Below are 12,779 nucleotides of genomic sequence, written 5' to 3'. Positions count from 1 at the left end.
GTCTCCGCCTCCCTCAGCAGCGCCTCGACCGCCCCCGGCAGCCCGCCGGTGCGCCTCTGCACCAGCTCGGCGAGCTCCCCTTCCTCCCCCGTCCCCTCCCCGACCCCATCCCCCGACTCCCCCGACTCCCTCGGCCGCCCGTCCCCAAGCCCCCGCTCCCGCAGCCACCGCTCCCTCACCCACCGCCGGACGAACTCCCCCGTCTCCTGCGCCGTCCACGGCCGGACGTCCACCTCCACCAGCTGCGCCTGCCGCGGGGCCTGGAGCCCGAGCATCGGCAGCCCCGGCGCGGAGCACTCGGTGACCACGACCCGCAGCCGGGGCGGCAGGGCCGCGAAGAGGTGGTGCAGCAGATCGAGGGTCGCGGCGTCGGCCCGGTGGACGTCCTCCACCACCAGCACGGTGTCGCCCTGGGCCGCCAGCAGCGCCCGTACCGCGCGCGGCAGCAGCGCCCGCCGCACCTCGGGGTCGGCCGCCGAGGCGGGCGGCTCCGGCAGCCGGCCGGCCAGCTCGGGTACGACCAGCCCGACCACCCCGGTCACCACCGGCAGGCCCTGCCCCGGCTCTGCCGTCCCACCCGGCTCCCCCGGCTCACCCGCCCGGTACGGCAGCGCGGCCAGCGCGTCCGCCACCGGCCCGAGCGGGACCGAGTCCACCCCGTCCGGGCACACCGCCCGCAACTGCGTCCACCCCGCGAACCTGTCAGCGCCTTCCCGTCCCGCCAGCACCTCGTCCACCAGCCGGGACATTCCGCTCCCGGCCTCCCCGCGCACCACCGCCACGCACGGCCCCGCGCGCAGCACCTCCCGCAGCCACCGCACCTCCCCCACGCGCCCGACGAACCCGCCCCCGCCCGCCGCACCTCCGGCGAGCCGCGCGTCGGCCGTACTCCCACCGGGCCGCCCACCGGCCGGCTCCGCACCGCACCCCGCACCGAAGGAACGTCTCTCCACCGGGTACTCCTCCCGCCGCGCACCGCCCCGGCGGTCCGCTGCGGCCCGTTCGCGCACGCCGGAGCCCCGTGGCTCGGGCACCGTGGTCCGGTCCCCTCCTCGGGCCGGACCACGGCACCCGCTGGTCAGGTGGTCTACCCGTCCGATGGCCGAGGTCGCAATAGGGGTCCACCACCTACGGAATGCGCGCGGCCGCCCCGGCCACACCCGGCCGACCGGTCCGCACCGCCCCGAACGGGTCCGGACGGGCCCGGAGACCGGCCGGACGGACGGTGTCACGGGGGCCGGAGCGGGGCTCCCTTCTTTGGGTAGCGCTACGCATTGCTGGGTGCCGAGCGGGTGACCGAAGCTCTGGGCGGTCCGGCAACGCCTCCCCGTATCCCGGGGTCCTCCGCCGGGAGGAGCCCGGGGTACGGGGCGACCGCCTCCCCACGCGGACGTCCGGCGCGATCCGGTCCCGGGCCGCACGAAGCCCCACTCCGTGCGGCCCGACCATCACCCCCCACCCCATCGCCTGTGGACGCCACGAGCCGCGGCCTCCACCACCGACTGTCATGGCCGCGACAGCGTTGTCCCGGTCGGGCGGTCCGCCCCCCGGGCCCGGCACGCACATGCCGGGCCCGGGGAGCAGCGGGCGCTGGGGGCCGCCTTCCGGGCCATGAGCCGGCCCGGACAGCCCTCAAGGGAGAGAAACCCATGGAGTTCGACGCTCGCGTGACCCGGCGCCTGCTCGCCGGGGCCGCCAGTGCCGCCCTGCTCATCGGGGCCGCCACCACCGCCGGGGCGGTCGCCGCACCCGTACCGCCCGGCGGCGGCGAGGGCCGCATCGTCGGGGCCGACCGCGCCGGAGCCATCGAGGGCTCCTACCTCGTCACCCTCAAGGACAGCGTCGCCCGCACCGACATACCCGCCTCGGCGAAGGCCCTGGCCAAGCGGCACCAGGGCAGCCTGCGGTACACGTACACCGCCGCCCTGCGCGGCTTCGCGGTGAACATGACCGAGGAGCGGGCCAAGCAGCTCGCCGCCGACCCCTCGGTGGCCCGGGTGGAGGCGGACGCCGTCGCCTATGCCGTGGACACCCAGAACAACCCGCCGTCCTGGGGCCTGGACCGCGTGGACCAGCGCGACCTCCCCGTCGACAAGGCGTACAGCTACTCCACCACCGCCTCCAACGTCACCGCCTACATCGTGGACTCGGGCGTCCGCCTGAGCCACCGCGACTTCGGCGGCCGGGCGGTCAGCGGCTACGACTTCATCGACAACGACTCCAACGCCTCCGACTGCCACGGCCACGGCACCCATGTCGCCGGCACCGTCGGCGGCGGCTCCTACGGCGTCGCCAAGGGCGTCAAGCTGGTCGGGGTCCGCGTCCTCAACTGCCAGGGCAGCTCGGGCGACTCCTGGGCACCGGTGCTGGCCGGCATCGACTGGGTGACCAAGAACGCCAAGAAGCCCGCGGTGGCCAACGCCAGCATCGGCGGCGGCAAGACCCAGTCCGTCAACGACGCGGTGGCCGCCTCCATCGCCTCCGGGGTCACCTGGGTGGTCGCCGGCGGCAACAACAACGCCGACGCCTGCTCGTACTCCCCGGCCTCCACCCCGGCCGCCATCACCGCCGGCGCCACCAACAGCCGCGACGCCCGCGCCACCGGCTGGTCCAACGGCCAGGGCTCCAACTACGGCTCCTGCCTGGACATCTTCGCCCCCGGCGACTCCATCGTCTCCACCTCCAACTCCGGTGACACCAACTCCCAGACGATGAGCGGCACCTCGATGGCCTCCCCGCACGTGGCCGGCGCCGCCGCGCTGATCCTGGCGGCCAACCCCACCTGGTCCCCGGCCCAGGTCCGCGACAAGCTGGTCGCCGACGCCACCCCGGACAAGGTCACCGACGCCCGCACCGGCTCCCCCAACCGCCTCCTCTACACCGGCACCGGCGGCACCACCCCGCCCACCGGCAAGAAGTTCGAGAACACCGACGACTACCCGATCCGCGACAACGCCACCACCGAGTCGCCCATCACCGTCACCGGCGTCACCGGCAACGCCCCCGCCAACCTCTCCGTCGCCGTGGACATCCGCCACACCTTCCGCGGTGACCTGAAGGTCGAGCTGGTCGCCCCCGACGGCAGCGCCTACCTCCTGAAGGACTACAACAGCGACGACAGCGCCGACAACGTCCAGGCCACCTACCCGGTCAACGCCTCCAGCGAGACCGCCAACGGCACCTGGAAGCTCCGCGTCACCGACAACTGGACCAACGACACCGGCACCGTCAACGCCTGGTCCCTCCAGTTCTGACCCGTCCTCCCTCCCCCCTCGACACCCCAGCGCCGGCCGCCCTCCCCACAGGCGGCCGGCGCCCCACTTCACCTCGCCTCACCTATGCGCCCGCCCTACAACGCCCTCCACCGCCGGTTCAACTCCCGCACACGCGCGCGCAGCACCTCCCACGGGTCGGCCGGCGACAGCTCCTCCGGCGGGCACTCCCACTCCCGCCCCCCACCGGGCGGCCGCAGCCGTACGAGGCCGCCGCCCCACCCCCGCACCTCCCCCAACCGCCCGTCCCGCCCGTCCACGGCCCACTCGCTCGCCCTCACCCGCGCCCCCCGCGCAGCGCCTCGACCAGCCGCGTCGCCGTCTCCAGGTTGCACCGCCCGAGGTCCACCAACGGCTCCACGGCCTCCCCGATCGCCGTCACCGGATCCACCCGCAACGACGGCAGGACCACCCCCACCTCCCCCAACTCCCCCCGCAGCCGCGCCACCACGTCCTCCACCGCCGCCAACCGCTCCATGCGCACTCCTCTCGATCCGGCACTCCGCACGCTGCCCCACACGCTGAGTGTTTATGTTCTGCACACAGAGTCGCCAAACCGCCCCGGCCGCAGAGGTCGCACGGACAATCAGGCCAACCTTCGGTGCTGCAACGTTTCTGAACTGGCCGACTCTGCCAAGTCGCTTGACGACTGGTGGAGTCGGCCCGGATGGTCGTGCGGCCGGCGCGTCCACCACCGGCCTTGCCGCATCCAACGGAGGAAACCATGACGTTACGCTTTATCGGAAAGGACCCTGAGTCGGGCGATCGCGGCTCACCGGCCGTGTGGGTGCACACAGAGACCAAGGATCTGATCTTCCAGGGATGGAACGCTTCCGAACCGGTGCTGGCCGAGAGCCGCGCCTATGTCGAGCTACCTGACCATGAGGGCGTCGTCCACGTCCCGCGTCGCATGATTCCGCCCCTCCAGGAAGCCCTGCGTGTCGCAGAGTCTGACCGACTTCTCCGACTTACTTCGGCGGACGACCAGGTCAACAGTCCACCTCGGAATGCGCGACGTCTACGGGGTCGGCAACGAAGAGAAGGCGTTGGCCGACTGGCAGGCCGGGCACCGGTTGAATCCCGCTGACCGAGCCTCGTGGTGGCGGCCTTGGCTCGACCTCGTGCAGGAAGTGACGAGCAACGGCGTCGTCGTACGACGCGCCCGCATCATCTCCGAGCCCGCCAGCGACTACATCCATTTCGAGCACTCCGGCACCTTCACGAACGTCGTTGCCGGAGAGCAGATCCGCTGGCTGCCACGCAGGCGGGCGCAGGCGGGCATCCGATCTGGCCCTGCCCGGCAACGACTTCTGGCTCTTCGACGAGCAGGTGGTGCAGTTCGACTTCTCCGACGGAGACGGCCGATGGGTACACACCGACCAGACCGACGATCCCGCTGTCGCAGCTTTCTGCGCCTTGGCGTTTGAGGCGGTGTGACACCGTGCCGTCGCACACGAGCAGTGCTCCACCGGGCCGTCCCACCGACCAACTCATGTCTTCATCGCTCTCCAGCGCCCAGGCCGCCCGCGCCGCGGTGGCCATGCGCCTACAGTCCCTGATGAAGGACGCGGGGCTGTCCGGACACGAGCTGGCCGTCCGCTGCGGCTGGCACAAGTCGAAGTCCTCCCGCATCGCCCGAGGAGTTACCCCTCCGTCGGACGCCGATATCCGCGCCTGGTGCGCGGCCTGCGGAGCCGAGGACCAGGTCCCGGACCTCATCGCGGCGGCGAGGAACGCCGAGGGCATGTACGTCGAGTGGAGGCAGCTGCACAAGGACGGCATGCGCCGCGTACACGAGCGAAACGTGCCGCTCTACCAGCGGACCCGCCTCTTTCGCGTGTACGCCTCGAACCTCGTTCCCGGGATGACGCAGACAGCCGGGTACGCCACAGGCCTGCTCACCTCGATCACCGAATTCCAGGGCACTCCGAATGACGTTCCGGAGGCAGTCCAGGCCAGGCTGTCCCGCTCCCGGGTGCTCTACGAAGGTCACCACCGCTTCGCTCTGCTCCTTGAGGAGGACGTCCTCCACCACCGCGTCTGCCAGGACGATGCGATGCGGGCACAACTGCGTCACCTGCTCACCGTGATGCGCCGTCCGAACGTCTCGCTGGGAATCATCCCGCGCCGGGCGCGGCGCTCCGTCTGGCCGCTCGAAGCCTTCTACGCCTTCGACAGCGCGCAGGTCGCCGTGGAGACGCTGACCGCTGAGATCAACGTGACCGCGCCCAGTGAAGTGCACACCTACCTGCGTGCCTTCGCCGAGCTCTCGAAGTCGGCGGTGTACGGCGACGCCGCACGGTCCCTGATCCAGGAGGCCGTCGACGCGCTCGGGTGAACCACTGCAACCCGATGCAACCCGATGGCCGCACCACCTCCCGGCTCCCTAGCTTCCTGTCAGCGATCGAAGGGCGACCGAGAGGGACGCGGTGATGACGGCAGAACCCACACGGTGGCATGAGCCGCCCGTCGAGCTGTCCGAGCAGGCATTGCCGACGCCCCGGCCGGTGGCCGGCTGTCCCGAGTGCGAGCGACTGGCGGCGTTGCGATGTAAGGCGGCCGACCGCCAGGACCACTCGACCGTCGTGGACTGCAACGTCCTGATGCGGATGCATCCGACGGGACACCGGTAGCGCGTCCGCCCTGTGGGACACAGCCACCTTCAAAGCCTCCGCCCGAGTACGTACGGGCGGTGCTCAGGCGGCCCGCCTGGGGTCGTCTGCCCTACTCCCAGCAGGAGGTAGACCACCATGCACATGCGCGACGACCTGTACGCGCTCGACGCGAGCGGCGCGGAGTTCCGCAGGGCCTGCGGCGGCAACACCCATCCCGACGGCGAGTCCTGCGTGACGCTCGCTCGGATCGGGGCCGGTGCCTGGGCGCTGGGTGACAGCAAGCGCCCGGGCGGCGAGCCGCTGAGGTTCACCACCGCCGAACTGAACGCGGCCGGTATCGACCCGGCGCGCTTCGGGCTCTCCGCCTGAGGAGTGAACCCCCGGCGGCCTCGTTCCACGCCGGGCGGGGCCGCCTTCCCAGCGAACAAGCCCGAACAGAGAGGCTCTCGTGCACCACCACGGATACAGCTGGCTCGGGGAGAAGAAGGCCTTCGACAACGAAGGGGTACGGCGGCCCGCGCCCGGGCACACGCCGCCGAGCGGCGGGGACGAAGGGCTGCGGGAGCGGCACCGGGCGGCTGTCGCGGACTTCCCGCTCACTCCGATTCCGCCGATCCAGACCGCACACTGGCTCGTGAAGCCTGCCTCGCTGGTACGCGGCACCTGGGCCGAGCCGGGGGAGGCCGGGCAGTGGCTCGGAACCGAACTCACGGCGTACGCGGCCCGGTTCGCGAGCCCGGCGGAGCGGGCGGACGAGTGGCTGGAGCTACTGGTCCGTGGAGCGGTCGGACGGCTGGCCTGGGGCGGCGATGTGTCGCTGGGGCACTATCTGGTCGGCACCACCTTCCACTCGGTGGCACTGGTGACCTGCTCCCCCAACCGCGCCGATCCGAGGCTGCGGTGCCCGGTCGGCACAGGGGAACGATGACCCTCGTACGTACGCGCCCCTATCCCAGCCCCACTCAGTGTCAGCAGAACTCCTCCAGGTACAGCAGCACACACCCGTCCTCGGAGCGGAAGTCGTACGCCCGGTACCCCTCCCCCTCGGCGGTGTCCAGCCTGTCCTTGACCAGGGCCCACGCCTCCTCCCGCCCCTCGGCCGGCACGGGCCGCAGCACCTCCCCGGCGCCCTCTCCGATGAGCATCGCGTCGGCGCCCCTCACCAGCCGCCTGACCAGCCGGACGTCCATGGGCCCCCGGTGCCTGGTCCACAGGCGGCCCTGCTCGTCGACGAGTTCACCCGAGCTCGCGGGCGAGAGCAGGTCGGCGCCCGGGCCAGAGCCCTCCGCAGGCCCCAGGGAGGCCACCACCTCGGCGAAGCTCCGGTCGGTTTTGCGCTTCTTCGGCATGGGATCAGTCTGACGAGCCCCGGCATCCTCCCCGACCCGTGTTCCGGGCGGCTCGGCGCGACGTACGTTGTGCGCATGGACGACGAGAACGGTTCCGTCCAGTGGAGGAAGTCCCCGGAAGACGGCGGCGGCGATGGCGTCAGCGAGGAGAGCGGCATCGAGATCGCCGGCCATGGGGACGACATCCTGCTCCGGCAGGGCGATGACGACCTGGTGTGACCGGTCAGACCCGCCAGGAGTCCTCCGGGTCGTCCAGCCAGGCGCGGTGGCCGTCCGGGGTGACGGTGAGGCCGAAGCGGGTCACGTCGGGACGGCCCCGGTCGAGCCACCAGCGGTACGCGCCGCTCACCTCGGCCCACAACCGGCGTGGGCCGGACTGCCAGACCGGGGCCTCCCGTTCCCCGTCCCGGAACATCACGCAGGCCCAGGACGGGTCCGATGTGCTGTAGAACCAGACGGGGCGGCGGCCTTCGCGCTTGTCGGCCACGGTCTGCACACAGCGCGGGACCCGTAGGCCCAGAACCAGGGGCAGGGCCGTGTACGTGGCCGTGGTGAACTCCGGCTCCGTGATCTCCGTGGCGGAGACGTCTGCCGCCTCGAAGGCGTCCGCGGCCAGGTAGTCGTCGTGGGACACGCGCGGCGCCCGCTGGGTCCGCAGCTTCATGAACTCCACGAGCCGGGTGAACCTGCCGGAGGCGACGCCGTTCCCGACCGTCAGGCCCACTGTGGCGTCACCGGTGCTGAAGTGCGTGCCCCACGGGGCGAGGATCAGGCCGCCGGGTCGCGACTGGGTGATCCAGGCCCCGGGGATCTCCCGCAGTCCGACGGTCGCCAGGACGCGATCGTACGGGGCACGGCCCGGGTGCCCCTCGAACCCGTCTCCCACCACCGTCTCCGGGAGCAGGTCGAGGCCGTGCAGCCGCTCGCGGGCATGCGCCGACACCTCACGGTCCACCTCGATCGTGGTGACCCGGCCTCGGCCCAGGCGGTGGGTCAGGGCTCCGGCCGTCTCGCCGGTGCCGGTGCCGACGTCCAGCACGTTCATGCCCTCTTCCACGGCCAGGTCGTGGAGGAGCGGCCAAACGACGGACGGCATGGAGGAGGAGCTGGTCGACAGCCTCCCGGGTCGGCGGCCGGTGTGCGTGCCGTCGTCCCACTGGGTCACGATCGGGACGTCGGCGTCCGCCGCCTCGTACCAGGCGTCCGGGTCCTCCCGCCGGTCCACCGGAGCGCTCGTCCGCGTCTCCAGGTCGAACGGCCACATCAGGTCCGGGAGGAGCGCTGCCCGGTCCACGGCCCCGAAGGCCGGAACCCAGTCCGACGACAGGGCGTGCGCCTCGATCAGAAACCGCCCCAGCTCCTGACGGCCGGGGCGGCCCATCGACCCCGAGTCGGCGGTCACTTGCGGTGGCCGCCGTCGCCGGGCGGGGTGGAACCATTCGGGCTGGGCTCCTGGGTGGGACCCGGCCACGGCTGGCCGGGATGCCCGTCACCTCCCTGACCCCCGCCTGAACCGTGACCGCCGTCGGCGGACGGGATGAACGGTGCCTGGCGCTTCTTCATGGGTGGTGCCTCCTGGTCGTCGGGCGGCGGCACTCTCGCCGCGTTCCGCTCTCTCCAGCTGTGAGTGCTACGGCGCAGAACGTAGCGGCGGGGGCCCGGCGGGCGCGGGCAGGTTGCACGAAGTTGCGCGTGGTTGCGTGCAGGTACGGGGCCAGGCCTCGACGGCGGCGAAATCGTCGTACACAGCCCGGACCGCATCGACCCCGGGAGGCGTTTCCGCAGGTCAGGGCCGAGGCTTGGGTGTCGGGGGCCGAGTGCTCTTCACAGTGGAATGGGATAGGGGTCTGGTGGTGACCCGCCCGCCCACCCGTGCGGTGGGCGAGGGGCGGGGCGGCGGCTGACCGTTTCATATGACTAACGGTGACGCATTTGCCACGCGGTGTGGTCAACCCTTAGCGTGCGGCTCAGAAAGGTCCCAGACGCAGAAAATGGACAGCCCCCGGGTGCGCCAACACCGAGGGGGCCTGACCAGACGAATCGAAGATAGAGGTTCGATCCATGGCTGATGCCGATTTTAGTGCCCTCACCCACCCCCTGGCCAACCCCGGATACGGCAAGCGGACCGTTCCCGGCCAGGAGCCTCCGACGACCAGCGACTTCGGGCATCTGCCGCGTCGTGAGGCGAGTATCGCGGGCTATATCGAACGGTTGACGGACGGCTCCGACATCGCGGTGAAGACCCTCGCGGCGGTGCTGCCGGACTACGGGCAGTGCGCCGTGCGGACGGCGCTCAGCCGGCTGGCGGCAGCCGGGCACTTGCGGCGCGGGCGGGAGTGCATCGTGCGTCCGGACGGCGCGCGGTGGATCACCCGGACCTGGTGGTCGCGCACACCGAGGGACGACGCCTGGTGGGCGGCGTACCAGCGCGGGGAGATCACCGAGGACAAGCCGCCGCCGCGCCGACGGCAGACCCGTTCGCGGGCCTTCGTCCTGCTGGCCGCGCTCGGCCGGCAGAACCCGATGATGTCGCTGTCGGACGGCGAGTGCGTGGCGCTGGAGCCGCTGGTCAGCGAGTGGTTCGCGCGCGGCGCGGACGAACGGGTCGTGCTGAACGCCCTGACGGCCGGACTGCCCCGGCAGGTGCACCGCCCGGTGGCCCTGGCCCGCACCCGGCTGACCGGCAAGATGCCGCCGGAGCCGATCGAGGCGGAGCGGCCGGTGCTGCGGATGCTGGAGTGTGCCAAGTGCCGGGTGCCAGGGCGGCCGGAGGTGCTGGCCGACGGGGTGTGCGGGCGGTGCCGAGGCGAGCCCGCCCCGGCACCGCCCCCACGGCCGCTCTTCCCGGAGCAGGTCCGTGCCCATGTCGCCGAAGCCAGACGCGCGGCAGCACGCCCGCATACCCCGGAAGGGAGCGTCACATGACCACGTACGCCGAGAGCAGGGCACGCTGTAGGGGAGGAGGCGACACCATGACCCCAGGCACCGCCCAGCGCCCGCAGCTGACCACCGAGGAGTTCGAGCAGCTCGCCCGCCGGGCTCCCGAAACCGTCACTCTCGAACTCGTCAAGGGAAAGTTGAAGGTCAAGCCCGTGCCTGACGGCGATCACACCAGCATCTTCATGTGGCTCCTCCGCCAGTGCATGCAGCAGCGTCCGGACCTGGACCTCCACCCGGAGCAGGGGCTCGTGGTGGAGGCGTACCGTCAGGGCCGCGCTCGGCCGGATGGCAGTCTCGCTCCGGTCGAGCACTTCGCGGGCCAGGGCGAGTGGGCCGACCCCGCCGGTGTCCTGATGACCGTCGAGGTGACGTCCTACGACTCCGACACCGACCGCCGCGACCGGGAGGAGAAGGCAACCGGTTACGCGGCGGCCGGCATCCCGGTCTACCTCCTGGTCGACCGGGACCGAGGCGCGCTCCTCGTCCACAGCGAGCCGCACAACGGCGAGTACCGCCAGCGCACCACCTATGCCTACGGCGACACCGTCACCCTCCCCGACCCTGTCGGCATCACCCTCGACACGGAGAAGCTGAAGGAGTTCGCGGGCTGAGCCCGAGGGAGGGCGGGGGGTGCCGGGGGTGCCGGGAACGCCCGAGGGCGGCACCCCGCTCCCGGTCAGGGGAGTCAGGGGTGCCGCCCTCGGGGACGGACGGTGATCGGCCGGGGCCCTTCGGAGGGAAGGGCGCCCGAGGGGGCCGATCAGAAGTCCATGTCACCGCCCGGCATGCCGCCCGGGGCGCCCGCGGGGGCCTTCTCCGGCTTGTCGGCGATGACGGCCTCGGTGGTGAGGAACAGGGCCGCGATGGAGGCCGCGTTCTGCAGGGCGGAACGGGTCACCTTGGCCGGGTCGAGGATGCCCTCGGCGATCATGTCCACGTACTCACCGGTCGCAGCGTTGAGGCCGTGGCCGACGGGGAGGTTGCGGACCTTCTCGACGATGACGCCGCCCTCAAGGCCGCCGTTGACGGCGATCTGCTTGAGCGGGGCCTCCAGGGCGAGCTTCACGGCGTTGGCGCCGGTCGCCTCGTCGCCGTCGAGCTCCAGCTTGTCGAAGACGCTGGACGCCTGGAGCAGGGCCACGCCACCACCGGCGACGATGCCCTCCTCGACGGCGGCCTTGGCGTTGCGCACCGCGTCCTCGATGCGGTGCTTGCGCTCCTTGAGCTCGACCTCGGTGGCGGCACCGGCCTTGATGACGGCCACGCCGCCGGCCAGCTTCGCCAGACGCTCCTGGAGCTTCTCGCGGTCGTAGTCCGAGTCGGAGTTCTCGATCTCGGCACGGATCTGGTTGACGCGGCCCGCGACCTGGTCGCTGTCGCCGGCGCCGTCCACGATCGTGGTCTCGTCCTTGGTGATGACGACCTTGCGGGCGCGGCCCAGCAGGTCCAGGCCGGCGTTCTCGAGCTTGAGGCCGACCTCCTCGGAGATGACCGTGCCACCGGTGAGGATGGCGATGTCGTTCAGCATGGCCTTGCGGCGGTCGCCGAAGCCCGGGGCCTTGACGGCGACGGACTTGAAGGTGCCGCGGATCTTGTTGACCACCAGGGTCGACAGGGCCTCGCCCTCGACGTCCTCGGCGATGATCAGCAGCGGCTTGCCCGACTGCATGACCTTCTCCAGCAGCGGAAGGAGGTCCTTCACGTTGCCGACCTTGGAGTTGACGATCAGGATGTACGGGTCGTCCAGGGACGCCTCCATACGCTCCATGTCGGTGGCGAAGTACGCCGAGATGTAGCCCTTGTCGAAGCGCATGCCCTCGGTGAGCTCCAGCTCCAGACCGAAGGTCTGGGACTCCTCGACGGTGATGACGCCTTCCTTGCCGACCTTGTCCATGGCCTCGGCGATCAGCTCGCCGATCTGGGTGTCGGCGGCGGAGATGGAGGCCGTGGAAGCGATCTGCTCCTTGGTCTCGACATCCTTCGCCTGCTCCAGCAGCGCACCGGAGACGGCCTCGACGGCCTTCTCGATGCCGCGCTTCAGAGCCATCGGGTTGGCGCCGGCGGCGACGTTGCGCAGACCCTCGCGGACGAGCGCCTGCGCGAGGACGGTCGCGGTGGTCGTACCGTCACCGGCGACGTCGTCCGTCTTCTTGGCGACCTCCTTGACCAGCTCGGCGCCGATCTTCTCGTAGGGGTCCTCCAGCTCGATCTCCTTGGCGATGGACACACCATCGTTGGTGATCGTGGGCGCGCCCCACTTCTTCTCCAGGACGACGTTGCGACCCTTGGGGCCGAGGGTCACCTTGACGGCGTCGGCGAGCTGGTTCATCCCGCGCTCAAGGCCGCGCCGTGCCTCCTCGTCGAACGCGATGATCTTGGCCATGTGAAGTGGTCCTCCCGGACGGGGTGGAAGCAAAGCCGGACCTGGCTGGCGCCCGCGACGGACGGCTCGCGACCCTGTGGTTCCTTGCCCCACGGGCCAGCGGGCCTCACCGACCCGGTCCTTCGTTGTCACTCTCACTCGTAGAGTGCTAACGCCAATGATTAGCACTCGACCCCGGTGAGTGCAAGCGACTCAGGGCCCCGCCCCACCTCCGGGGGCA

The 12,779-nt window shown here is 71.5% G+C and carries 14 protein-coding genes and 1 pseudogene; 10 read left to right on the top strand and 5 right to left on the bottom strand.

Annotation, left to right across the window (positions count from 1 at the left end):
• On the bottom strand, positions 1-953 hold a 953-nt coding region (locus tag M1O15_RS25110; protein ID WP_248636426.1), incomplete at its 3' end, for an ATP-binding protein.
• Positions 954-1,649: 696 nt separating this feature from the next.
• Here M1O15_RS25110 and M1O15_RS25105 point away from each other — a divergent pair.
• A complete protein-coding gene (locus M1O15_RS25105; protein WP_248636425.1) occupies positions 1,650-3,254 on the top strand; it encodes a S8 family peptidase in 1,605 nt (534 codons plus the stop codon).
• A 295-nt stretch (positions 3,255-3,549) separates the two neighbouring features.
• On the opposite strand, the gene M1O15_RS25100 is transcribed toward M1O15_RS25105, so the two are convergent.
• Entirely contained in the window at positions 3,550-3,750 is a 201-nt protein-coding gene (locus tag M1O15_RS25100) for a hypothetical protein (protein ID WP_248636424.1), read from the bottom strand.
• Positions 3,751-4,279: 529 nt separating this feature from the next.
• Between M1O15_RS25100 and M1O15_RS31930 the strand changes: the two are divergent.
• The 6 genes and pseudogenes from M1O15_RS31930 to M1O15_RS25070 form a co-directional block, all read left to right on the top strand.
• A pseudogene (locus M1O15_RS31930) lies at positions 4,280-4,486 on the top strand (DUF6879 family protein); the annotation flags it as partial.
• 115 nt (positions 4,487-4,601) lie between these two features.
• The gene (locus M1O15_RS31925; RefSeq protein WP_372499580.1) at positions 4,602-4,709 is read left to right on the top strand and encodes a hypothetical protein; all 108 of its coding nucleotides are present in this window, start codon (positions 4,602-4,604) and stop codon (positions 4,707-4,709) included.
• Between the two features lie 55 nt (positions 4,710-4,764).
• Positions 4,765-5,610, top strand: coding sequence for a helix-turn-helix domain-containing protein (locus tag M1O15_RS25085; protein WP_248636423.1), 846 nt, complete (start codon positions 4,765-4,767; stop codon positions 5,608-5,610).
• A gap of 94 nt (positions 5,611-5,704) precedes the next feature.
• Positions 5,705-5,905: a hypothetical protein gene (locus tag M1O15_RS25080; RefSeq protein WP_248636422.1), complete on the top strand. Its 201-nt coding sequence runs from the start codon at positions 5,705-5,707 to the stop codon at positions 5,903-5,905.
• 117 nt (positions 5,906-6,022) lie between these two features.
• Positions 6,023-6,256 carry a DUF397 domain-containing protein gene (locus M1O15_RS25075; protein ID WP_248636421.1) on the top strand — a complete coding sequence of 78 codons (234 nt, stop codon included), beginning with the start codon at positions 6,023-6,025 and terminating at the stop codon, positions 6,254-6,256.
• A 79-nt stretch (positions 6,257-6,335) separates the two neighbouring features.
• A complete protein-coding gene (locus tag M1O15_RS25070; RefSeq protein ID WP_248636420.1) occupies positions 6,336-6,815 on the top strand; it encodes a hypothetical protein in 480 nt (159 codons plus the stop codon).
• Positions 6,816-6,855: 40 nt separating this feature from the next.
• On the opposite strand, the gene M1O15_RS25065 is transcribed toward M1O15_RS25070, so the two are convergent.
• Positions 6,856-7,236: a hypothetical protein gene (locus M1O15_RS25065; RefSeq protein ID WP_248636419.1), complete on the bottom strand. Its 381-nt coding sequence runs from the start codon at positions 7,234-7,236 to the stop codon at positions 6,856-6,858.
• 75 nt (positions 7,237-7,311) lie between these two features.
• Here M1O15_RS25065 and M1O15_RS25060 point away from each other — a divergent pair, with 75 nt between their 5' ends.
• Positions 7,312-7,455 carry a hypothetical protein gene (locus M1O15_RS25060; RefSeq protein WP_248636418.1) on the top strand — a complete coding sequence of 48 codons (144 nt, stop codon included), beginning with the start codon at positions 7,312-7,314 and terminating at the stop codon, positions 7,453-7,455.
• A gap of 4 nt (positions 7,456-7,459) precedes the next feature.
• On the opposite strand, the gene M1O15_RS25055 is transcribed toward M1O15_RS25060, so the two are convergent.
• A complete protein-coding gene (locus tag M1O15_RS25055) occupies positions 7,460-8,638 on the bottom strand; it encodes a methyltransferase domain-containing protein (RefSeq protein ID WP_372499578.1) in 1,179 nt (392 codons plus the stop codon).
• A 659-nt stretch (positions 8,639-9,297) separates the two neighbouring features.
• Here M1O15_RS25055 and M1O15_RS25050 point away from each other — a divergent pair.
• Entirely contained in the window at positions 9,298-10,161 is an 864-nt protein-coding gene (locus M1O15_RS25050) for a hypothetical protein (protein WP_248636417.1), read from the top strand.
• Between the two features lie 47 nt (positions 10,162-10,208).
• Positions 10,209-10,787: a Uma2 family endonuclease gene (locus M1O15_RS25045; RefSeq protein ID WP_248636416.1), complete on the top strand. Its 579-nt coding sequence runs from the start codon at positions 10,209-10,211 to the stop codon at positions 10,785-10,787.
• 149 nt (positions 10,788-10,936) lie between these two features.
• Here the strand turns inward: M1O15_RS25045 and groL are convergent, their stop codons facing one another.
• Complete coding sequence (gene groL / locus M1O15_RS25040; protein ID WP_248636415.1) at positions 10,937-12,559, bottom strand: chaperonin GroEL; 1,623 nt, start codon at positions 12,557-12,559, stop codon at positions 10,937-10,939.
• Positions 12,560-12,779 lie beyond the last annotated feature (220 nt).

Source organism: Streptomyces lichenis (assembly GCF_023218175.1).
GTDB classification, from domain to species: Bacteria; Actinomycetota; Actinomycetes; order Streptomycetales; family Streptomycetaceae; genus Streptomyces; species Streptomyces lichenis.
This window is presented reverse-complemented; position numbering and strand designations above follow the sequence as displayed.